The sequence below is a fragment of the Syntrophaceae bacterium genome, assembly GCA_013177825.1.
Taxonomy (GTDB): domain Bacteria; phylum Desulfobacterota; class Syntrophia; order Syntrophales; family PHBD01; genus PHBD01.
On record JABLXX010000003.1, the window covers coordinates 134,094 to 155,948 of the forward strand.

The following is a 21,855-nucleotide window of genomic DNA, read 5'->3' on the forward strand; positions in this document are numbered from 1 at the left end:
CTCAGGTCCCGCCGAGGTACTTCTCCCTGTTTTCCAGGAAGTTCCGGTAGAGCCGATAGTTCTCCGTGTCCTCGTACTTTACCGGTGTGATGGGAATGTGGTCGAAGCTGTAGATGACGGCTTCGGGGCAGGCCAGCAGGATCGGGGAATGGGTCGCCATGACGAACTGGGCTTTTCCGGTGCGGCTCATCGTGGAAAGAACCTCCAGCAGCTCGATCTGGGAACGGGGCGAAAGGGCCGTTTCGGGTTCATCCATCAGATACAGGCCGCGGATGGCGTAGCGGGCCCGGAAAAAGGACATCACCGATTGGCCGTGGGACTGGGTCAGGAGAGACCGGCCGCCCAGGAAATCGAGCTGGCCCGGATCCGCCGCCGCCCATTCCTCGATGATCCGTGCAAAGTCCCGGAACACGGAGGAGCCGAAAAACGAACCCGGCACGCGGCCGTCGGTCCATTCCACGGAGATGTACTCGCAGAACCGCTTTTCATGCGGATTGCGCTTGATCCGCCTTCCCTCGACATTCTGCCAGATATGGATGCCGCAGCGCCGGGCGATAGCCTCCAGCAGGGTGGACTTGCCCGTCCCGTTTTCCCCGGTGAAGAGCGTGACGGGGGCATCGATGCGGAGGCTCTGCGTCTGCTGGAAGGCGGGAAGGTGGAAGGGGTACATGTCCCGCACCGGATATCGTTCCGAATGAAAGGTGATGCATTTCAGGTGCATGCGGCCTCCATTTCCTTCCTGGCCGCCAGGACGGCATAGGGACAGGCTGCGGAAGTGGCGGCGGCGATGTCCACGAATCCGACCCCTGCTGCAAAGGCGGCGAGATCCTTTCGGGAGAAGCTCTCACCGAAGATGATGTTCCGGAGACCCCAGAAAAGCAGGGGGTCGAGGGGACGATAGGGGCTCAACCGCTTCATGAAGCTCCGGAGTTCCCCGTCCGATACCTCCCGGTCGGTTTCCGACAGGATGATCCACCCGCCGGGCCGGAGGACACGATGGATTTCCGCAAGTCCCTGGTGCCGGTCCCTCCAGTGTTTGAAGGATCCGACGGTTACAACTCCGGCGAAAGAGGCATCCGCGAAGGGGAGGTTGAGAGCGTCGGCCTGTTGGAAGCGGCAGTTGGCAATGCCGCTCCTCCGGCGCAGGCGCTCGGCGGAGCGAACCTGCGTGGCGGAGTAGTCGATGCCGGTGACGTCCGCGTCCGGGTGGGATGCCGCAAGTTGAAGGGCCATGTACCCCCTGCCGGTGCCGACATCCAGGTAGGAAACCGGCCCCTCGGGGGGGACGCTTCTCGCGAGGTCCTCATAGAGACCGAAGACCGCCCCATAGATGTGGTGGTTGTAGACGGGACCAAGAAGGTTCCACATCCACCGGGCGTCCCGAGCCATCGTGACGAGTTTTTTCAGCATGGCATCTGCAGTGCCGGAGAGGAAGGCACGGGTCTTCAGATCTTCAGGCCGACGGTCAGGCCCTCCTCGACGGCCTCCCGGATCATGCGGGGCCGGACGCAGTCACCGACGGTGTAAACTTCCGGGGCCTTTCCCCGGAAGGCCTCGACAACCGCCGGGTCCAGGCGGAGACCTGCGGCCAGAACCACCGCGTCACCCTCGATGAATTCGGGGGTTCCCTTCCGGTTCACCTTCACGCCCTGCCCGGTGATCTCCTCGACGGTCGTCTGGGTCTCGAGGCGAATACCGAGCATTTTCAGCATCCCCAGGAAAAACGGCCGGTAGCTTGTGGAGATGGTCGGCGCCAGCCGGTCCAGCATCTCCAGGACGGCGACGCTCGTGATGCCCTTGGTCTTCGAAACCAGGAACTCCGCCGTTTCGCACCCTACCAGGCCGCCCCCGAGGATGATGACCCGGCCCTGGACGACTTTTTCCCCCGTCAGGACTTTTTCCGCGGGTACGACGTGGGCCGCCTCGACGCCGGGGATGTTCGGGACGATGGGGGTGGCCCCTATGGCCAGGATCAGGGCGTCCGGCTGCTCCGCCTCCACGGTCCGGGGATCCAGCACGCTTCCCAGGCGGATCTCGACGCCTGCCTTGCGGGCCTGCGTGACCAGGCTCCGGGTGAGGTTCGCGATTTCCTCCTTGTGGGGTGGCAGGCAGCCGATCCGCATCCAGCCGCCCGGTTCCGCCTCCTTCTCGAAGAGCGTGACCCGGTGTCCCCGTTCGGCAGCCGTTATGGCTGCCTGCAGGCCCGCGGGTCCGCAGCCGGCCACGAAGACCCTTTTCACCTTGCCCGCAGGTGCAGAAACATAGAGCAATTCCTTTCCCGTGCGCGGATTGACGGTGCACCCGGCGGACGCGCCGCAGTGGGGATCCTTGTAGACGACCATGATGTCGGAGAGGCAATTCCCGCAGGCGAGGCAGGGCACGATCTCCTCGGCACGCCCCTCCTTCGCCTTGTTCGGGAGGTATGGATCGGCGATGAGGGCCCGCCCCATCCCGACGAAATCCGCCTGCCCCTCCGCGATGATCCGCTCCGCCGTTACCGGATCGTTGATCCGGTTGGAGGCGATGACGGGGATGCCGACGACGGCCCGGATCTGGGCGGACAGGGGGGCGAAGGCCCCTTTCGGAACGAAGGACGCCACGGTGGGAACGCGCGATTCGTGCCACCCCGTGTAGGTGTTGATGAAGTTCACCCCTGCCCGCTCGAGGGCCCGGGCCACGAGTTTCGATTCTTCGACGGTGTGTCCCCCCGGCATCTGCTCCTCGATGTTCAGACGGACCCCCAGCGGGAAGTCGTCTCCCACTTCCCGGCGGATGCTCGCGATGATCTCCAGAACGATGCGCATCCGGTTCTCCAGGCTTCCTCCGTACTCGTCTTCGCGATGGTTCGTGATGGGGGACAGGAAGCGGTTCAGCAGATAACCCGCGCCGACGATGAACTCCAGGGCGTCGAAGCCCCCCTTGCGGGCCCGCCCGGCGGCCCTTCCGTAGTCTTCGACCAACCGGTGGATCTCATCGACCGTGAGGGCCCGGGGGACGCCCCGCATCATCTGGTTCATCACCGGCGAGGGACCGACAAGCTCGGGCACGTCGTCTTTGAAAACCATGTGGTAGGAGGTGATGAGCTGGCAGGCGACCTTCGCCCCGTGAGCCTGGATGGCCTTTGTGAACCGTTGAATTCCCGGCAGGTAGCGGTCGTCGAAGATGCCCGGCGCCATGTGCGAGCCGGCGTACATGGGCGTGAAGGGAATGATGATCATGCCCGCGCCGCCCTTTGCCCGTTCGGCGAAGTAGGCGATGAAGCGGTCTCCGACGGAACCGTCGGGTTCCGAATACCCCATGGTCATGGGCAGCATGACGATTCGATTCCTGATTTCCAGGATTCCGATGCGTCCGGGGGTGAACAGGTGCTGGAACATTTCCTTCTCCTTTCGGGATGATCCCTGGCGGGACGGGCATCCGGCCCGTGAAGCGGCTGCGTCGGCGGAGACGGTTCCCGGGCCGTTGCTGTATCGGTATGAAGTTCATACCTGAATCCGTGCCGGGCTTCAATGCCTGATGACGTTCCCGGGTGTGATTTCCCGGCGGGACGGACAGTCCCTGCCGCACATGTGTTTTTCATATCCAGCGAATGAAAAACGGAGACATCGAATGAAAACTCAAGTTCCGGATGAAACTGTCGATTAAACATAGAGTAAAGATCTTCGTCATCAACACGCGGGATAAGGAAAAACAGTTACCGAAAAACCAACCGCATGTGATCTTTATCACAGAAAAAAGATCATTTTTCCGTAAAGTCCTTCAGCAGCAATGAACAGTGTAATGGAATTCCCGATGCGGAATTCCTTCTTCAATGTCGCCGGCAGTGTGTTTTTTATTTGTCGAATTCGGAGGAGGCCGTGGGAGAAAAACTGGTGTGCATCTATGAACTCGTGACCGAGAAAATCGGGCTGCATGGAAGGCTCGAACTGGCCGTGAAGACTGGAATCTCCATGAGCCAGGCGGCTGAGGTGGATGACACGGAAGAACTCGTCAACAAGTTCAAGGATGCGGCAAGCGACGTCTATGAAGAATTTTGCGGCAAAACGACAGCCTGATGTCTTCGGCAGGAGATGAAGCCTGTGGAAAGTGCTACCAGAAGAGATCTGAAACTGATTGTGGACAATGAAAACTTGACAGAATCTCTGCCGCACGCAGAAAGGCCGGCTTCAAAAGAGGAATTGAATCGCTGGCCCATCTGCGGCCTTCCGGTGGGGAGTTTTCTGCAGGTCATCTCCATGGACCAGCAGACGTGCGTCCTGGAAGTCTATCAAAACGCCGATCGTCAGGGCCGTTTCTGCTTCGTTCAGGGAGCTCTTTTCGACGCTGTCTGCAACGGCCTGGAAGGGGAAGATGCGGCGCTGGAGATGGTCTCCTGGGAGAACGTCAGGCTCAACATCAGGCAGATCATCGATGCCGGTGGTTTTGTAAGGAAGATCGACAAGAGCCTCATGTCGATCCTGATGGAGTATTCGAGGCGACGCGACGAGGCGGAAGAGAAGCGGGCAGGCGAGGAAGCAGAGGAAGCGGAGGCGGAGGATGAAGGCGGCGAGGGACACACATTCAAGAAATGCCTGCGCATTCTTCGGGAGAACATGGGGGATGCACTCGTCTCGGCAAGCATTTCAGACCTTCGTGACGGTAAGGTGCTGGCCTCGCATCACGATCGAAAAACCCTGGAAACGGCACAACTGTTCATAAACCTGACGGGTTCCCTCCGGAAGGCCTTCGAACGGGATCCCGACCGGAAACAGCTCGGCGGCCACTACATCCTGAACCTGAGAGACGAGCGGACCCTGATGGTGCTTCTTTTTGGAGACCATCAGCTGGGTATCCTCTTCAATCATGCCAGATGCTCTCTGGGACTTGTCTGGAAGGCCGTCATTCCCAAGGTATCCGGAATTTTTGAAACAGGAGATTTGTAAGCGGGCTTCGACCGTATCCGCGATCCATCGGACCGACCAATGAAGGGGGGAATGTCGATGATTTCCCGATAGGCAGTCAGTTGATAGGTTACCCGGTATAAATATCATGATTCAGAAAGAGGAGGCGTGATGAACATACAGAAACTGAACGGTTGTCTGGACGGCTTGAGGAAAGATCTGGGGGATGGTCTCCTTGCATCGAGCATCGTTTCCACGGAGGACGGACAGGTACTGGTCGCAACGGAGGGATCCAATACGGCCGGAGCAACCCTGCTGAACGAAATCACGGCGTCCATTCGCGAGGGCCTGAAGACCTATCCCGTGGAGCTGGGGCAGTATTACTACATCGACGTTGCCGGCAAAATGGGCATTCTGGCCATTCCTTTCGGCGATTACCAGTGGGCGATCGTCGTCAACAAAAAGCAGGTCAAGCTTGGGCTGCTTTTGAATATTGTTCTGCCCAAGATCATCAACGCATTCGAGGATGCGGTCGTATCCTAGAAAGGCAGAGAGGAAGGACGATGGGAGAGAAAATGGTCCGGATCTTTGAGATTGTCATGGAGCAGGCAGGTCTCAAAGGGAGAATGGAACTGGCGACCAGGACGGGCATTTCCCAGGCCATGGCTGCTCAGATGAAGGATACGGAGGAGTTGGTGAAGAAGCTAAAGGAAAACGCCAACCTGATCCTTGATCGGAGCAATCTGAATTCAATCGGCCATTGATGTGCGCTTTCCCGCGGCAGGTCATCGTCAGGGAAACGCCCGGCATGGGCCGCCGCGGGGTCTGTTCTTATCGCGATGATCCGGGGTCGGGCAGAGGCGTCCGGCAACCGGCCCCGGCGGGATAAAGCAGCTGAAAAAAACCGGTCGCCTGAAGGGTGTCACACGACGGCCGGGGGCCGAAAGGAAAGAAAATGAATATCGGGCGATGCGTTCGCGATGCGTTCTACCCTTTACGAGAGAAATCACAGTGAGTCTGATCTTAGGCAGGCAACATCTTGACAGGATACAGGACACCCTGAAGAAAAACCTGATCGGGTCGGGTGTGCAAAACACCATGCTGATCGATATGGCCGGCAACGTCATTGTAACGGTCGACAACGGAGGGGAAACCCGCGACATGTATTCCCTGGCGGCCCTCGCGGCCGCCAATTTCGGGGCCATGTGCAGCATGGCAAAGATCGTCGGGGAGGACGAATTTTCCCTTCTGTTCCACAAGGGCCAGAAAGAAAACATCTATTTCAGCAGGGTCAATGACGAACTGCTCCTGATCAACATCTTCAACAACCAGGTGACGTTGGGATTTCTCAGGCTGAAGATGGCCCAGGTCATTGAAGAATTGTGCAAAGTACTGGACTAGGCGGAATCTTCGTTCGGCTGGCGTCCGGGCCGAGCGGGCAAAGCGCGTCAGGCATCCCGGCGAGGAGGAAACGGATTTGGCATTCATCAACCTGAAAGACAGGGTCATTCAAGCCAAGATTGTCTATTACGGCCCTGGAAGGTGCGGCAAAACGACGAACCTGGAATTCATCTACAGCAAGTGCCGCGAGCAGATCAATTCCGAGATGGTAACGGTCAAGACACAGGGCGACCGCACCCTGTTCTTTGATTTCTTTCCTTTCGATATCGGAAAGATTGCCGGATATGACGTGAAAATCCAGCTGTATACCGTTCCCGGCCAGGTGAAATACAACTCGACGAGGCGGCTGGTCCTCAAAGGAGTGGACGGGGTTGTGTTTGTCGCGGATTCGGAAGCGGAGCGTCGAAGCAAAAACGTATCCTCCCTGGCGAATCTTCAGGAAAACCTTGCTCTTTACAACAAGAACATTTTCGAGATTCCGCTGGTCATCCAATACAACAAACGGGATCTCAAAAATCAGGGCATCGAGGTGCTGGATGTCGAGACGATGGAGAGGGATCTCAACGAGACCTTGAAGGCGCCTTCGTTTGAAGCGAGCGCGCTGGATGGAGACAACGTCGTTGCGACCCTGAAGAAAATCATATCGCTGACCATGTCCTCCCTGGAAAAGGAACTGGAGAACGGGGATTGGCAATGAAAGAGTCGTCATTCGTTCGGGAAGTGGAAGATCGCCTGGATGCCCTGTTCGGAATCGATGAAGATTCCACGGGCCGCAGCGGGAAGGTCGGACCGGATCATTCGAACGCCAGGGACATGCTGGAAAGCATCGCCGCCGAACCCGCGGAGCCGGCCGGGCGGGATGCGGACGCCACGGTGGATCCGGATGTCGGCGATCCGCTGAATGGAAAGGATGAATCCGAGTCGCCCGTCCGCGACGGGCGCTATCATATCCTCCTCGAGGAGAACGAACAGGAATCCGCAACGGAATCACCCGTCGCCGATCACCCCAGCCTCGACGAGATTGCATCCGTCGCCGAACCGGACGCGGGAGACAGGGAAGGAGCGGAGCGCTTCGAGCGCATCTTCGGCGACATCGCGTCGTACACGCCGGCCCTGTTTTCTCCGATCAAGAATCTGAAAAGCATCCTCCTGTCCCTCGAATGGGAAATCAACGACACCATTCTGAACAGGCTGGACGCGGAACTGAGCGGATTGCAGGATCTCTATCGCCACGAGCGGACCGTTCTCGGCTTTCTCAGGATTCTTCGATTCCTGGAACGTTACATCCGGGTGAAGCAGGGGGATTCTCACACCGAGTCCATCCGTCTGCTTTTTTCCGTTTACGACGACCTGGAGCGGATCATCCTCTCGAAAACCGTGTCGGAAGATATGAAGCGGGCCATCCTGGTGGCCGATATTGGGAAATACAGGGATTGGGTGGAGAATATCGACCTCTCCGCCCCGCCGGAAGCGGACGCCGGAGAAAACGTCACGCCCGTCGCCGCGGAGCCCGGGAGCCCCGCTCCCGAGTTTCTGCCTGAGGTTCCGGCAGTTGAAGCCCCTGTGGAGCAACCTGTGGAGGCATTCGAACATCCCGCGCCGGATCCCTGCGCGGCCATGCAGAACATGGAGCCGCACGAGGCATTTGCCTATGCACTGGAAGAGATCAAAAAGACGATCCACAGGGAGTTCGAGGAGCTGAGAGCGGAAATTCGAACGCATGGCGCCGGAGGGACGAATCCGCAGGCATGAACGTCGCCGGTGGGGCATGAGACAAGGCGCCCGCTGCTTGTGGCGTTTCAGGAGGGACTGCTGATGAGGACTGTCGAACCATGATCGTTTTCTGCGAAGAGTGCGGGGAAAGAATCATCATCGAACCCGAGGAGATAAAGGGGTCTGTCATTGTCATGGTTTGTACGGCCTGCAGCGACGTCATCAAAATAACGGTTCCGGATGTCGTGATGCAGGGGCTTCGGCTTCTGAAAGCCTGAGTTGCGAATCATGCGGAGAATTCATTCCGACACACATCGGCGTGACGACAGCGCGCCGGGATTCCATGGAATCAAAGGGAAATGATGAACATCCAGAACGAAGCCTTCGATCTGATCCGCGAAAAACAGGAACTCGATCTTTTCCTGTCCACGTTTACGAACATGCATCCGTCCCCGGCTGCGGAAAAAGAGAAGGGGACGGCTACCCTCGCAATTCCCGAGCCGCCACCGCCGGCGGAGGGAGAAAGCAATGGCTCCCGCGCCGAAACGAGCAGGGATATCCATGACTCGACATCGGAGACGGCCCTTTCGGCACAATCCGCCCTCCCCGATGCGGAGGTTCCGAAGGATCGGGCTGAGGAAGAGGTCGCTGCGGCCGCACCGGAAACAGAGCGGGAAAGGCCGCTGTTCCTGGAAATGGAGCCGGACCGGCAGCCGGAACCCCCGGTGGAGGCACCGGAAACGGCGGTTCCTGCGCAAAACTCCCTCTCCCCGGAGGAGGCCGTGAAAGACCCGGAACCGCCCCCCGCAGAGACCGAAGCCGTTGCCCTGGAAACGGAACAGGAAGATTCGTTGTCCCCCGAAGGGGAGTCGGACAGGCAACCGGCGCCGCCCGTAAATCAAGCGCCCCCCGCCTTTTCGGAGTTTCTGCAGATCGGCCGGCCGTCCATTGCAGTGGAAAGCCGCAGCGATGTGCCGGAGATGGACCGGACCCAGAGGATTGAGCGAAAAAAGATCGAGGAAGCCGCCGCCGAGAACAGGGAAGCCCTCGAGTCGGCTGGGGACGGCGGGGCCGGAAGCGTAGAGGCAGGGTATGATTCCGCTCTCCCGGGCATCGGAAGAAAATCCCGGCGCGTCGTCATCCTCTCCGTGCTGCTCTTCTGCCTCGTTCTCGCCTTGGCCGCGCTCGGTTATTCATGGCTCAACCCGGCAAGCGGACACGGGGCCGTTCATTGGCTGTCCATGCATATGCCTTTTGCCAGTCAATATCTGGAAGCAGGGCGGCCGGACCGGAATCCCGCGGGCGAGCAGGTTGGAATCGTCAATCTCAGGCAGCGGCTCGTCAGGAACGCGGCCTCGGGGCGGGACATCCGGATCATCGAGGGAACCGCGTTCAACCGGGGGCAGGAAAACATATCCAAAATCGGGATCAGGGGAGAGCTTTACGATGCCCGGGGCAGGCTCCTGGCCGCGCGGATCTCTTTCTGCGGAAGCGTGATTCCCGTCGATCAGCTGGAGATCCTGGGCGAGGAAGAACTCCGTCCGGTCCTCTCGAATATCCAGGCAAACAATCAGACGAACAGTGTGGTTCCACCCGGAGGTCAGACACCGTTCATGATCGTGTTCCTCCAGGAGCCTGCCGGGGTCGTCCAGGCGATGGTCGAACCCGTCAGCATGGAAAAAGCCCGGTAATCCCGATGTCCGTCGACATGGAACCCTGAAACCTGCGGATGGCTGATGGATCACGAACCGCTGCCGCGCCGCTCGAAAACGATGCCGGCTTTGCATCGCCGGATCAAAGACCGTGCTTTCCCAAAGACGTTCCGCATGGAGATCCGGCTGATGTTTCGATGAATCCCCATCCCTTTCGAACCCATTGTCTTACAGACTCTTCCACTTCCGGTCCCGGTCATGCAAGCAGCAAATCCATCCGCTAGAAACAGCAATTATAGTGAAATCAACGAACTGGAGGAGATACTCCGCCTCCAGAACGAACTTCAGGATATCACCAACGAAATTTACGCCTCACAGGGCATGGCCCAGATATTCACCGATTGCAGCGGGCGGATCATGAATCTCTTCAACGTCGAGGCCGTGAACATCTATGCCGTCGACGCGCAGAGGAAGGAAGTCTACACCATCATCAAAGCGAGGCACCTGTTCAGGGAACAGAGAATGGCCATCAACAGCCGGACGATTCCCGGTTATATCGTCGGAACGGGTGCCGCAATCAACATTGCCGATGTCGAAGACCCGGACGAGATGAAAAGCGGCTGCCCGGGACTGATGCTGGCCAGTGATCGGGACGGCCGGTCGAATGTCCGCCTGAAGCAGGTCATGGCCATGCCCGTGATTCATCAGGGCGAGACCATCGGCGTGATCGAGGTGATCAATAAAAAGGGGCGGGGCGGCAGATTTGTCGATGAAGAGCCCGTTCTGCTCCAGGAAATATCGGAAGTCCTCGCCATTGCGTTCTCCAATCATGCGCGGTTTGCCCGCCGCCGGAAAACGCGCTTCGACTCCCTCATCCTGAAAGGTTTCCTGAAGGAAGAGGAGCTCGACCAGGCCTGGGACGAATCACGGGAGCAGAAAGAAACGATGGAAAGCTTCCTGATGAGAAAATACAGCGTCCCGAAAGAAGAGCTCGGCAGGTCGCTGGAAGAGCATTACCGGTGCAAATTCTTCCAGTTCAGCGATCAACTCCCCATTCCCACAGAACTACTGACCCGTCTGAACAAAGAATATCTTCAACGGGAGTTGTGGGTGCCGATCGAGAAAACAGACGGACAGATCCATATCCTCGTGAGCGACCCCGACAATATCATCAAGCGGGACATGATTGAAAATCTTCTGAAAACGAAGGCCATCCGGTATGATGTCGCCCTTCCGGAGGACATAACCCGGTTCATCGGCCATTTCTATAAGTCTTACGGCGATGAAACGTCGATTTCGGACATCATCGGCAAGCTGGACAACACGGAGGAGGGGGAAGAGGAGGACGAGGGAGAGTCCGTCACGGAATCGGACAGCGCGATCATGCTGCTCGTCAACAAGATCATCAACGATGCCATCATTCGAAGGGCGTCCGACATCCACATAGAACCCAATATCACGCGCAAGAACGTGGAGGTCCGCTTCCGCGTCGACGGCGACTGCGCCGTTTATCAGACCGTTCCCTTCAGCTACCGGGCCGCTTTGGTGTCGCGGATCAAGATCATGTCCAATCTGGACATCACGGTCAAAAGGATCCCCCAGGACGGCAAAATCAAGTTTCGCCGGAGCGGAAGCGACGAGATCGAGCTTCGCGTGGCGACGCTCCCGACCCAGGGGGGAGTGGAAGACGTCGTGATGCGCCTTCTCGCCAAAGGGGAAACGCTGCCCCTGGAGGCCATGGGGATGCTGGAGAGGAATTACAGGGAACTCCTGAATATCTGCGAAAAACCCTATGGCATGGTCCTCGTGGTCGGGCCGACGGGGTCGGGAAAAACAACGACCCTCCATGCGGCCCTCCGCCATATCAACACGCCGGAGAAAAAGATCTGGACGGCTGAGGATCCCGTGGAAATCACCCAGTACGGCCTCCGGCAGGTCCAGGTGCAGCCCAAGATAGGCTTCGATTTTGCCACCGCCATGCGGGCCTTTCTCCGCGCAGACCCGGATGTGATCATGGTGGGGGAGATGCGCGACTTCGAGACGGCCAAAACCGGCGTGGAGGCTTCCCTGACGGGGCATCTCGTTTTCAGCACCCTGCATACGAACAGCGCCCCGGAAACCATCATCCGGCTGCTCGACATGGGCATCGATCCCCTGAACTTCGCCGACGCCCTCCTCGGCATTCTTGCCCAGAGGCTGGTCCGGACATTGTGCAAGAAGTGCCGGGAGCCGTACCATCCAACCGAGAGAGAATACGACGAGATGGCGGCCAGTTACGGGCGGGAAGCGTTTGAAAAACTGGCTGTACCCTACACGGGCGACCTGACCCTATACCGGCCCCGGGGGTGCGATGTCTGCGACCGCTCGGGATACAAGGGACGCGTCGGCATTCACGAACTGCTCATCGCCAGCGACAGTGTGAAACGCCTGATCCAGAGGCACGAGACCGTCGAAGTGCTGCGGGAGAAGGCCACGTCCGAAGGGATGTCCACGCTCCTCCAGGACGGCATTCAGAAGGCCCTGCAGGGCATCACGGACTTCCGGCAGGTCAGGAGGGTCTGCATCAAGTAGGGCTTCCGGGACATATGCCCGCCTCCGTCCCTACCTGCCGGTGTTCACCCCGTATCCCACGGAAATCCGCAATTTCCCCCCGTAACAATCCCTCTCCTCCCCCGTCCCGCAACGATCCGTATCCATGAGTGAAACTGCATTTTGCGTTGACAAGCCCCCCCGGTTCTTCTAATGGCATGGAAAACAGGCCCTCCGCGAACGCCGTCGAAGGAAGCTGACCGAATTCAACATCTGCGCTGAGACAAGAAGAGGGACCGACTTGCAGAAAAGCGAAATCCATGCCTCCGACCTGTTTGAGGCCTGTCACGTCCTATTTGGCAAACAGACCGACGTCTCCGTTCAATTTTTGAACAATTACCTGCAATTATCCGGTTTGAAGGCAGCCTACCGAAAAAGGGCCCGGGAGACCCACCCGGATCTTGCCCTGTCACTCGCCGTCGAATCCCACGTCCTCGAGGAGCAGTTCAAACAGGTCCAATCCGCTTTTGAGCGGCTTCGACTCTATCTGGAGAATCCATCCCGTTTCCGTCTGGTTGAAGGAATTCCGCGCAAGGCGCCGGTTTCCGCCTCCAAGGGAGACGCCCCGATCAAGAGAAGAGCGGCGAGGAAGCGGGATCCCGTGCACGATCATGTCCATACGGGGCCGGTTCCCGGAGGCAAGCTCCTCTTCGGACGATATCTTTATTATTCGGGCGTGATTTCCCACCGGATTCTGGTCGATGCGGTGGTGTGGCAGAAGAAACAGAGGCCCCTCCTCGGTATGATCGCCTGCAAGTGGGGCTGGCTGACCCGGGAAGACGTCATCGTTATTCTGAAACGCTGCCGTCCGGGGGAGCGTTTCGGCGAATGCGCCGTCCGTCTCGGGTATCTGGACGGTAAGCAGCTGCGCCGCCTGACGGTTTGGCAGAATCTGCTGCAGCCCCGGTTCGGCGACTTTTTCGTCTCGAAAGGGATCCTGACGGCCGGGCAGATCGACCGTCTCGCGAAGGATCACCGGCTGCACAACTGGACCTTCCGAAGAACCGCAAGGAAGCGTCCCTGACCCTTTATCAAGTTGAGGACCATGAAACAGCCCGCCATATCGATTCGCACCGATTCTCTCCTCCAGGAGCTGCCCATTTTCCGGGGCCTTCCCGGCGGGGACGTGGCCGAATTGCGGACGGTCATGGGCGAACGGAATTTTCGCCGGAACGAGGTGATCCTCTTCGAAGAGGATACGCCGCGCTGCCTCTATGTCATCTATGAGGGACGGGTGAAGGTTGCGCAGATCGATGAGGAGGGACGGGAGCAGATCCTGGCCGTCCACAAGCGGGGCGATTTCTTCGGCGAGATGGCCCTCCTGGACGGAAAGACTTCCCCGGCGAGGGTCGTGGCCCTGGAAGAGACACGGGTCGGGTTCCTCGGCCGGGCGGATTTCGAGACCCGTTTTCTGAGCAATCCCATCGCCGCAAGACAGATCATGTCCCTGCTGTGCGAGCGGCTCCGGGATGCCTGGTTCATGCTCAAGGTCCTGAACCTGCAGCGGGCGGAAGACCGGGTCCGGGCGGTTCTGAGCCACATGGCGGCCCGCTTCGGGACGAGGGACGCTCGGGGCACCGCGATCCGCCTCCGGATGACCCATAGCGAACTGGCCGATTACGCCTCCCTCTCCCGGGAAACGGTCAGCCGGATTCTCAAGCGCCTGGAGCAGGCCGGGGAGATCTCCGTTCTGGAAAAAAGGCGGATCCTGATCACACCGGGTTTCCAAAAAATCGATTTTGTGTGACGCCCGTCACATTCATTCCTCTCCGTTTCAGGCAATCTCCTCACCGAACTCTCTCGCCGGCCCGCCGGTCCTCTTCCAGGCGCCGGCTCCCTTTTTCGACATTCGGAGGTGGAGCATGGAATCGATCTGGTCGATGGATGTCGTCATCCCCTTTTCCAACATCTTCGCCGTTTTGCTGATCAGCACGGTCGGTCTGATCTTCGGCCGTCTGAAACTGGCCCTGTTCGTCCTGTACGGTTTTCTCCTGTACCGGGGGAGGGTGTGGGATGTCACCATCTTCACGGATTCACCCTCGTGGCTGAGCGGACCGGCATTGCTGACCACCGGCCTGCTTGTCCTCCTGCTGCTCTTTGCCGTGCTGGGCCTCACCCTTCATCGGGAATAGCGCTGCCGCCGGCCGCCGTTCCGGAAGCCGGCCGGCCGGCGATCATCCTGCCCATTGCATCTGCCGGCTCATCCTGCCCGCGTCGCGCGGGACCGGACAACCGGCGGAAGAGCAACTTTGTCTTGCCCGAACCCCCCTCGACAGGCTATCAGAGAAAAACTTTTCGGGGGGACTCATGAAATATCGCGTCATCCAGTGGGCGACCGGTTCGATGGGCAAGACCTGCCTGCGGGCTGTCATCGATCATCCCGACCTGGAGCTGGTGGGCCTGTATGTCTACAGCGACAAAAAGGCCGGCCGGGACGCCGGTGAGATCGCGAGGCGAAATCCGACGGGGGTGATCGCCACCCGGAGCGCCGAGGAGATCATGGCGCTCGATGCCGACGTGGTCATCCACGCACCACGGATCCAGTTCCCATACAGCCACCACAACCGGGACATCTGCCGGATCCTGGCCTCGGGGAAAAACCTGATCACCATCAACGGCCACAGCTTCCCGGCCTGGCACGGTGCCGCCTATGCCGCGGAGTTCACCGAGGCCTGCCGGCAGGGGAATTCGACGTTCTTCAGTACGGGCCTGAATCCGGGCTTCGTGGTGGAGAAGATCGCCGCGGCGGCGACGGGAATCTGCGTGGAGGTGGAATCCGTCCGCGTCGAGGAGGTCTTCGACGTCAGCGGTGCCCCGGATCACGACTATGTGTTCAACGTCTGCGGGATGGGTTCCGATCCGAAGCGGTTCGATGTCGGCACCAGTCCTGTCGTGGAGCTGATCACGGGGATGTACGCCGAGGTGATCGCCCTCCTGGCCCATCGCCTGGGGGTGACGCTGGAGCGGGTGGAGCCGGACCACCGGGTCACGACGGCCCCGGAAGACATCGAGGCCCGGGCCGGGACCGTCCGGGTCGGGACGGTGGCGGCGACGAACTACTGCTGGCACGGGATCGTCGGAGGGCGAAGGTTCATCACGCTGGCGGTGAACTGGGTGATGGGAAACTCGGTTCCGGGATTCGAGAACTTCGACCACTGGAAGATCTCCGTCCGCGGGAAGCCGGGGATCGACATTGTGATGAACCTGGTGGAGCCGGAGGATACGACGGCCAGAACCAGGTCGGAGCAGTACGGCGTGGCGGGATCGGTCATCAACGCCATTCCCGAAGTCTGCGCCGCCCCGGCGGGGATCTTTCATTTCCCGCTCTTTGCACCGTATCGAAGACGATTTTCCGGGGGATGACAAAATCCCCCGGCTGTGCAAAGAAGCGGCCGGAACATGGCAGAACGGATCAAAGACAATCAGGGAGGTTACCTTTGACAAACGATGTGTATGACCAGTTGGCGAAAGTTCTCGACACACTGCCCAATGGTTTTCCCAGGACCGACAGCGGCGTGGAGATCAAGCTCCTCAAGAGGATCTTCACCCCTGCCCAGGCGGAGCTGTTCGGCCGGCTGCGCCTGACCTTCGAGACGGTGGAGGAGATCGCGGCCCGAACGGGAATGCCTGTCGAAGGCCTGAAGGGGGCCCTCATGGATATGGCAAGGCGGGGTCAGCTCTTCACGATCAAGCCGGGCGGGGTCCGGTACTTCCGGATGCTGCCCTGGGTCTTCGGGATCTACGAGTTTCAGCTCGACAGCATGGACAGGGAGTTTGCAGAGTTGAATGAGGCGTATTGGCCCCACTTGGCAAAACAGTTCTTTTCCGAGACGCCCCAGCTGATGCAGACCCTCGCCGTGGAGGAGACCGTTCCTTCGCACCAGGAGGCGCTGCCCTATGAGAAGGTATCGGCGATCATCGAAAAAGGGCACTCGTTCATGGTCAACGAATGCATCTGCAAGAAGGAACAGGGGCTCCTGGGGAAACCCTGCGACCGGCCCGTGCATGTCTGCCTGGGCATCGCCCTGGAGCCCGGGGTGTTCGACAAGACCCCTTCGGCCCGCATCCTGACGAAGGAGGAGGCTTACGAGCTTCTGAAAATGACGGAGGACGCAGGCCTGGTACATCTGACCGGCAATGTGCAGACGGGGCACTACTATATCTGCAACTGTTGCAAATGCTGCTGCGGCGTGCTCCGGGCCGTCAACGAGTTCGGGGTGCCCGCCTCCCGGGCGGTCAATTCCCATCATTATGCCGAAATCGACGGCGATCTCTGCTCGGGCTGCGGGATCTGCGCGGACAGCCGCTGCCAGGTCGGCGCCGTCGTGGAGGAGGGGGACGCCTACCGGGTCGTCAGGGAGCGGTGTATCGGCTGCGGGCTCTGCGTCACGGCGTGCCCGATGGAGGCCGTCCGGCTGGTCCACAGGGATCCGGCGGAGATCGAGACCCCTCCCCTTGCCGAAGACACATGGTTCGAGGAGCGGGGGCGCCGCAGGGGGGTGGATTTCAGTACGTACAGGTAACCAATCTGCCTGAACAGGGTCTGCCGGCCGGTCCCGGCGGCGGGTGAGAGGCAACCGGTCAGGCGGGCCGCGCGTCCCGGAGCGCGGCGGCCCGTCCTATGCTCCTTCCTCTGGAACCGATCCAACGGAGGTGCAGGGATGTTGACCGCCGCCATCCTCCTGTCGGCCGTTCCTCTCCTGGCGGGCCTTCTCTATTTCAGGAAGCGGGATTCGCTGCCGGGGATTGCTCTGACCAAGCCCACCCTGTCGGCGCTCTTTGTCCTGGCCGCCCTGACCGGTCCCCACGGTCACCCGGAATATTTCGCCTTCATCCTTGCCGGTTTGCTGTTCTGCCTGGCCGGCGACGTGTTCCTCATATCCGCCGCGAGAAAGTTTTTCCTGGCGGGCCTGATCGCATTCCTGGCCGGGCATGTTCTCTACAGCATCGCTTTCTTCACCGCGGCGTCGCCGGGCATGCCGACCGTGTTCACCGCGGCGGCGTGCGTCCTGATAAGCGGCGCCTTCTTTCTACGGATCAGGCCGTACCTGGGAACTATGATGCTCCCGGTCTTGGCCTATGTCGCAATCATTACGATCATGGTCATCGGCGCCGCGACCCTCATGGGGGAAAGCGAGCTGCCGGTCGGCGGACGGGCTTTGGCCCTGACCGGCGCCGTTCTGTTTTACCTTTCGGATCTCTTCGTCGCCCGCGAGCGGTTCGTGAAGCATGAATTCCTGAACCGCCTGATCGGCCTGCCCCTGTATTACGCGGGCCAGTTCATGATCGCCTTCTCCATCCGGCTGCTGTGAGCAGTCCGGAGCCGCAGCGATGGCCTGCCTGGCGCTGCCCCGGCTGCTCCCGGCAAATCCGCCTCGTGCGTCGGAGTCCTTCCGCTGTGTCGACCCGGAAAACCGGAAACCTGCCGGGATGGACGGGAGAGCAGTCTCTGCGTTTCGTGACCGGCGGCGATTGACTTTCATTTCGATTGACAGAGGAAGAATCGTTTCCTATCCTGCACGCTGGGCGAAGGGATGGATCGAGCCCGCTGTCCGCAGACAGCTGAACGGTGCTCCATGCAGGGGGCCGCGGATGAAAAGAGTCGTGCTCCCGACTCCCGTCGGTGTTTCGTTCAAATTGCAGACAAGAGAGGACCTTCCCGTGGGAGTGAAGTATTTCCCCGTTGCCATCCTGCATTACGGACTTTCCCTCACCGCCCAGGTCATCAGCCTGGGAATGGCCGTCATCCTGATCTCCACCGCGTATTCGGTGGCGGTTCCCCGCCTTGCTCCGTACGGCCTGTCGATGGGCAAAGACCACCGATACGCCAGGGCCGCCATTGCGCTTGAACAGACGGTGACCAAGCCCGTCCGCGCGGTGTTTCCCATCCGGATCGGCGGCCACGACATGACGCCATGGATTGTCCTGGTCCTGTCGTTTGTCCTCACCTTCTGGTTCAACACCCTGAGCTATCGATATTTTTACGAGGGACAATACTATCGGCACCGGAAGAGGATCGATGACCTGCAGCGCCGGCTTCATATCTCCGATCAAGCGATGAGCGCATCGGCGCTTGGCCGGCAAATGGATCTGCTGAAAACGGCAAAGGGGAAAGACCGCCATCAGATCCTCCGGAATATTGCCGAGACGGAGAAAAAGCTCGACGAGGAGGGGCGCGACCTTGCCTTTCTGTCCATCGACGTCGTGGGCTCCACGGGCATGAAGCAGGACGAGGACAAGGCCGTCGTTCAGAACGATTTCACCCGTTACCGTCAGTTCGTCAGCGGGATCTTCGACGAACACGGGTGCCTGAAGTCGACCTGGACGCCCGACGGGGTCATGGCCTGCTTCCCGACCGTGGACGATGCCGTGCGCGCCGCCCGCGCCGTCATCACCGATCTGGATACGTTCAACCGGGAGGTCAGGCAACTGCGGCGCGAGTTTGCCGTCCGTTGCGGCGTGAACTCGGGATTCGTCATCTACGACGAGAACTTGCCCCTCGAGGAGATCAGCGATCCCGCCATCGACATCGCGGGCCACATGCAGAAGCATGCCGCCCGGAACGCAATCAGCATCCCGAAACCCGTCGTCGAACCGCTCCCCGGGAACGGCGGCTTCACGCCGTCAGGCCAGGTCATCGACGGGTACGAAATTTACGAGTGGAAGAAGGGCTGAAACGGACGTCCCGATTTCTTTCTGAACCGGTTTTCCGATTTCCTTCAGACAATCGTTCGGTCGGTTTCAGGGAATCCTCTGTCCCGGGGGGAGCCCGTGAGACCGGCTGTCTGCATTTGCGATCCGACTCGTCCGTCCCGGATCGGCTTCTCCCTCAGGACTTTCATGGCAGCAGGAATCCTATGATCGCCAGAATCACCGCCTGGAAGAAGCGGATGACCGGGTCCAGGACGCCGAGATACAAAAGGCCGATGATGATGAAAAAGCCGAAGGGCTCGATCCGGGCCAGGGTGTTCTGGAATTTCACGGAGGTGAAGCCCATGAGGATCTTGGACCCGTCCAGCGGCGGAATGGGAATCAGGTTGAAGGCGGCCAGGATGATGTTGATTTTCGCCAGGTAATAGAGAAACGTGGCGATCGTTCCGGCCGGCTGCGGCTCCAGGATCCGGTAGAGGAGAAAGGCGAGGAAGGCCAGGATCATGTTGGCGACGATCCCCGCCGAGGAGACCAGGATGAGTCCCTTGCGGGCGTTCCGGATATAGGCGAGATTGAAGGGCACCGGCCTCGCCCAGCCGAAGCCGAAGAGGAAAAGCATCAGCGTCCCGATCGGGTCGAGGTGGCTGACGGGATTCAGGGTCAGCCTGCCCATCGCTTTCGCGGTGGGATCCCCCATCCTCCATGCGACCCAGCCGTGGGCCAGCTCGTGGATGATGATGGAATAAAGGAGCGGAACGGCCAGAAGGATGAACGTGATCGGATCCTTGACCAGCAGGTTCAGGAGGCCCATGTCTTCTCTTTCCCCATGATTGAATCGTGCACAACGGCTGCATCGTACACGAAACAGCGGCAGCAATACCAGATTGATTTTCAGACGCCGCTGTCGTATTTCACACACGGACGGATTTATCTCCCTTCAGGCAGCCCCGACATTCCGAATCTTCAAAATGCGCACCGACAGGCAGAGATATGAGCATACGCGAGCTGGATCTCAGGACCATCCTGGAAAACATGATCGATGTCGTCGTGATCCTCGATCTGAACGGTGTCTTCCGATCCGTCAGCCCGTCCGTGCGGTGCATGCTCGGTTATGCTCCCGCCGACATGATCGGAACGGTCAGTTTCGACTATCTTTTCCCCGACGATCGGGAGAGGGTTGCCTGGACCTTCCTGAGAACGCTCGAGTCCGAACGGCAGATGGAGTGGTTCCGTTTCCGCCATGCCGACGGCCGCTTCATCTGGCTGGAAACGGTTGCCCGGGCGGTCCGGGACGGAAACCGTCTCCGGGGGATTGTCGTTTCCGCCCGCGATGTCTCGGATCGCATGCGGATGGAGGAGGCCCTGCACGAGCGGGAGAGAAGATACCGGATGATCGTCGAGAATGCGAACGATGCCATCTATCTCCATGATTTTGAAGGAAATATCATTGATGTGAACGATAACGCCTGCCGGATGCTCGATTACAGGCGGGAGGAACTGGTCGGGGCCAATCTCGGAAAGATCGACCCGAAGTGGAGACTTCCGGAGAATCCCGAGCTCGCAAATCTTCTGACACATGAGAGGCATACGTTTGAACGCGAGAATGTCCGCAGGGACGGGTCCGTGGTCCCCGTGGAAGTCAGCGTGAAAATCGTTGGCTGGGAGGGAAGCGGGCTTGTGATGGGATTCGTGAGGGACATCACGGAACGCAAGACGGCCGAGGCCCAGCTGCGCCGAAGCGAGAAGCAGTATCGGCTGCTGGTTGAAAACACGATGGATTACGTCGTGCGTTTTCATCTGGACGGGACCGTGCTGTTTGTGTCGGAGGCCATCGAGACGAATCTCGGTTATCTCCCACAGGAGGTTGTCGGAAGATCCTATCTCGATTTTGTCCATCCGGACGATCGGCCTTCCGCCGGGAGAGTCTTCCGGCTGGCGAGCAAAGAGGGGCAACAGGGAAGCATGGAGTGCCGCCTGCGCAGAAAAGACGGCCGGTATCGGTGGATGGAGATCCGGGGCAAGAGCTTTCGGAATGACGTTACGAACCGGCTGGAAATCATTTCCGTGGCCCGCGACGTCACGAGGCGGGTGGAGATGGAGCAGGCGCTGCGCCGTGCGGAAAAAGGGTACCGGGACATCTTCGACAACGCCCTGGTCGCGATCTACCGGAGCACGCCCGAGGGGCGCGTGGTCATGGCCAATGAGGCGTCCGCCCGGATTCTGGGATATGAATCTGCCGATGACATGGTGCATTCCGACACGGACGTTGCGGAACAGATTTACGTGGACGGAACGGACCGGCAGTGGATCATCGACCGGCTGGAGACAAAGGACAGCTGCGTCGTGGAGATTCCCTACCGGCGCAAGAACGGGGAAATCACCTGGTCGATGCATTATATCCGGGCCATCCGGGATGAAGCCGGCGGACTCCTCTGTTTCGAGGGGGTCGCCCAGGACATCACCGAACAGAAGAAAGCGGAGGAGAACCTCCGGACGACGCTCAACAACCTGGAGGGACTCGTCCAGGAGCGCACGGAAGAACTCGAGGATGTCAACACGGCCCTCCGGGTCCTTCTGAATCGGAGCAAGGAGGACCGGAGGATTCTCGAAGAGAGGCTCCAGCGAAACGTCAACGAACTGCTCATGCCCACAATGAACGAACTCAGGACCTGCGGGCTGAACGAAAAGGGTCTTCTTTTCCTGGATCTGCTGCAGTCGAACCTGCGGGAAATCACATCTCCGTTTCTGTCGAATCTGAGTTCGTTCTACAAGAACCTGACCCCCAGGGAAATCCAAGTGGCCGGCATGATCCGGGAGGGCAAGAGGACGAAGGAAATAGCGGAATTGCTTGGAGTCAGTACGGTTACGGTGGATACGCACCGGATCAATATCCGGACCAAGCTGGGGTTGATCGGAGAAAAAGTGAACCTCCGCTCGCACCTGCTCTCCATGGCCTGACGGCCGGCGGA

General features: G+C 59.6%; 22 protein-coding genes. 18 read left to right on the forward strand and 4 right to left on the reverse strand.

Going from position 1 to position 21,855, the window contains the following annotated elements:
• Position 1 precedes the first annotated feature (1 nt).
• Genes HPY65_08245 through HPY65_08255 form a run of 3 tightly spaced genes read right to left on the reverse strand, consistent with a single transcriptional unit; the run spans position 2 to position 3,377 of the window.
• Positions 2-721 carry an AAA family ATPase gene (locus HPY65_08245; protein ID NPU84467.1) on the reverse strand — a complete coding sequence of 240 codons (720 nt, stop codon included), beginning with the start codon at positions 719-721 and terminating at the stop codon, positions 2-4.
• Positions 712-1,410 carry a class I SAM-dependent methyltransferase gene (locus tag HPY65_08250; protein NPU84468.1) on the reverse strand — a complete coding sequence of 233 codons (699 nt, stop codon included), beginning with the start codon at positions 1,408-1,410 and terminating at the stop codon, positions 712-714. The genes HPY65_08245 and HPY65_08250 overlap by 10 nt, the downstream gene beginning before the upstream one ends.
• 35 nt (positions 1,411-1,445) lie before the next feature.
• A complete protein-coding gene (locus HPY65_08255; GenBank protein NPU84469.1) occupies positions 1,446-3,377 on the reverse strand; it encodes an FAD-dependent oxidoreductase in 1,932 nt (643 codons plus the stop codon).
• Positions 3,378-3,857: 480 nt separating this feature from the next.
• Between HPY65_08255 and HPY65_08260 the strand changes: the two genes are divergently transcribed.
• The 17 genes from HPY65_08260 to HPY65_08340 all read left to right on the forward strand — a co-directional run bounded on the left by HPY65_08260 (position 3,858) and on the right by HPY65_08340 (position 18,910).
• Entirely contained in the window at positions 3,858-4,055 is a 198-nt protein-coding gene (locus HPY65_08260; GenBank protein NPU84470.1) for a hypothetical protein, read from the forward strand.
• 123 nt (positions 4,056-4,178) lie between these two features.
• Entirely contained in the window at positions 4,179-4,922 is a 744-nt protein-coding gene (locus HPY65_08265) for a DUF4388 domain-containing protein (protein NPU84471.1), read from the forward strand.
• 129 nt (positions 4,923-5,051) lie between these two features.
• A complete protein-coding gene (locus tag HPY65_08270) occupies positions 5,052-5,423 on the forward strand; it encodes a hypothetical protein (protein NPU84472.1) in 372 nt (123 codons plus the stop codon).
• A gap of 20 nt (positions 5,424-5,443) precedes the next feature.
• Entirely contained in the window at positions 5,444-5,644 is a 201-nt protein-coding gene (locus tag HPY65_08275) for a hypothetical protein (GenBank protein NPU84473.1), read from the forward strand.
• A gap of 205 nt (positions 5,645-5,849) precedes the next feature.
• The gene (locus HPY65_08280; protein ID NPU84474.1) at positions 5,850-6,281 is read left to right on the forward strand and encodes a roadblock/LC7 domain-containing protein; all 432 of its coding nucleotides are present in this window, start codon (positions 5,850-5,852) and stop codon (positions 6,279-6,281) included.
• A 76-nt stretch (positions 6,282-6,357) separates the two neighbouring features.
• The gene (locus HPY65_08285; GenBank protein NPU84475.1) at positions 6,358-6,978 is read left to right on the forward strand and encodes a GTPase domain-containing protein; all 621 of its coding nucleotides are present in this window, start codon (positions 6,358-6,360) and stop codon (positions 6,976-6,978) included.
• Positions 6,975-8,033 (forward strand): hypothetical protein, encoded by a 1,059-nt coding sequence (locus tag HPY65_08290; GenBank protein ID NPU84476.1) that lies wholly within the window; start codon positions 6,975-6,977, stop codon positions 8,031-8,033. Before HPY65_08285 ends, HPY65_08290 begins: the two co-directional genes overlap by 4 nt.
• An 80-nt stretch (positions 8,034-8,113) precedes the next feature.
• Positions 8,114-8,272: a hypothetical protein gene (locus tag HPY65_08295; protein ID NPU84477.1), complete on the forward strand. Its 159-nt coding sequence runs from the start codon at positions 8,114-8,116 to the stop codon at positions 8,270-8,272.
• 81 nt (positions 8,273-8,353) lie between these two features.
• Positions 8,354-9,685, forward strand: a complete 1,332-nt coding sequence (locus tag HPY65_08300; GenBank protein NPU84478.1) for a DUF3426 domain-containing protein — start codon at positions 8,354-8,356, stop codon at positions 9,683-9,685.
• 219 nt (positions 9,686-9,904) lie between these two features.
• The gene (locus HPY65_08305; protein NPU84479.1) at positions 9,905-12,217 is read left to right on the forward strand and encodes a GspE/PulE family protein; all 2,313 of its coding nucleotides are present in this window, start codon (positions 9,905-9,907) and stop codon (positions 12,215-12,217) included.
• A 259-nt stretch (positions 12,218-12,476) separates the two neighbouring features.
• Positions 12,477-13,259 (forward strand): J domain-containing protein, encoded by a 783-nt coding sequence (locus HPY65_08310; GenBank protein ID NPU84480.1) that lies wholly within the window; start codon positions 12,477-12,479, stop codon positions 13,257-13,259.
• Between the two features lie 21 nt (positions 13,260-13,280).
• Positions 13,281-13,982 carry a Crp/Fnr family transcriptional regulator gene (locus HPY65_08315; protein ID NPU84481.1) on the forward strand — a complete coding sequence of 234 codons (702 nt, stop codon included), beginning with the start codon at positions 13,281-13,283 and terminating at the stop codon, positions 13,980-13,982.
• A gap of 115 nt (positions 13,983-14,097) precedes the next feature.
• Positions 14,098-14,367 (forward strand): hypothetical protein, encoded by a 270-nt coding sequence (locus tag HPY65_08320; GenBank protein NPU84482.1) that lies wholly within the window; start codon positions 14,098-14,100, stop codon positions 14,365-14,367.
• 175 nt (positions 14,368-14,542) lie between these two features.
• Complete coding sequence (locus HPY65_08325) at positions 14,543-15,598, forward strand: dihydrodipicolinate reductase (GenBank protein NPU84483.1); 1,056 nt, start codon at positions 14,543-14,545, stop codon at positions 15,596-15,598.
• A gap of 74 nt (positions 15,599-15,672) precedes the next feature.
• On the forward strand, positions 15,673-16,758 hold the full coding sequence (locus HPY65_08330; GenBank protein NPU84484.1) for a 4Fe-4S binding protein: 1,086 nt from the start codon (positions 15,673-15,675) through the stop codon (positions 16,756-16,758).
• 138 nt (positions 16,759-16,896) lie between these two features.
• Positions 16,897-17,547 carry a lysoplasmalogenase gene (locus HPY65_08335; protein ID NPU84485.1) on the forward strand — a complete coding sequence of 217 codons (651 nt, stop codon included), beginning with the start codon at positions 16,897-16,899 and terminating at the stop codon, positions 17,545-17,547.
• Between the two features lie 280 nt (positions 17,548-17,827).
• A complete protein-coding gene (locus HPY65_08340; protein NPU84486.1) occupies positions 17,828-18,910 on the forward strand; it encodes an adenylate/guanylate cyclase domain-containing protein in 1,083 nt (360 codons plus the stop codon).
• A 163-nt stretch (positions 18,911-19,073) separates the two neighbouring features.
• Here the strand turns inward: HPY65_08340 and HPY65_08345 are convergent, their stop codons facing one another.
• Positions 19,074-19,697, reverse strand: a complete 624-nt coding sequence (locus HPY65_08345) for a site-2 protease family protein (GenBank protein ID NPU84487.1) — start codon at positions 19,695-19,697, stop codon at positions 19,074-19,076.
• A 179-nt stretch (positions 19,698-19,876) separates the two neighbouring features.
• Here HPY65_08345 and HPY65_08350 point away from each other — a divergent pair, with 179 nt between their 5' ends.
• On the forward strand, positions 19,877-21,844 hold the full coding sequence (locus HPY65_08350; GenBank protein ID NPU84488.1) for a PAS domain S-box protein: 1,968 nt from the start codon (positions 19,877-19,879) through the stop codon (positions 21,842-21,844).
• Positions 21,845-21,855: the final 11 nt, after the last annotated feature.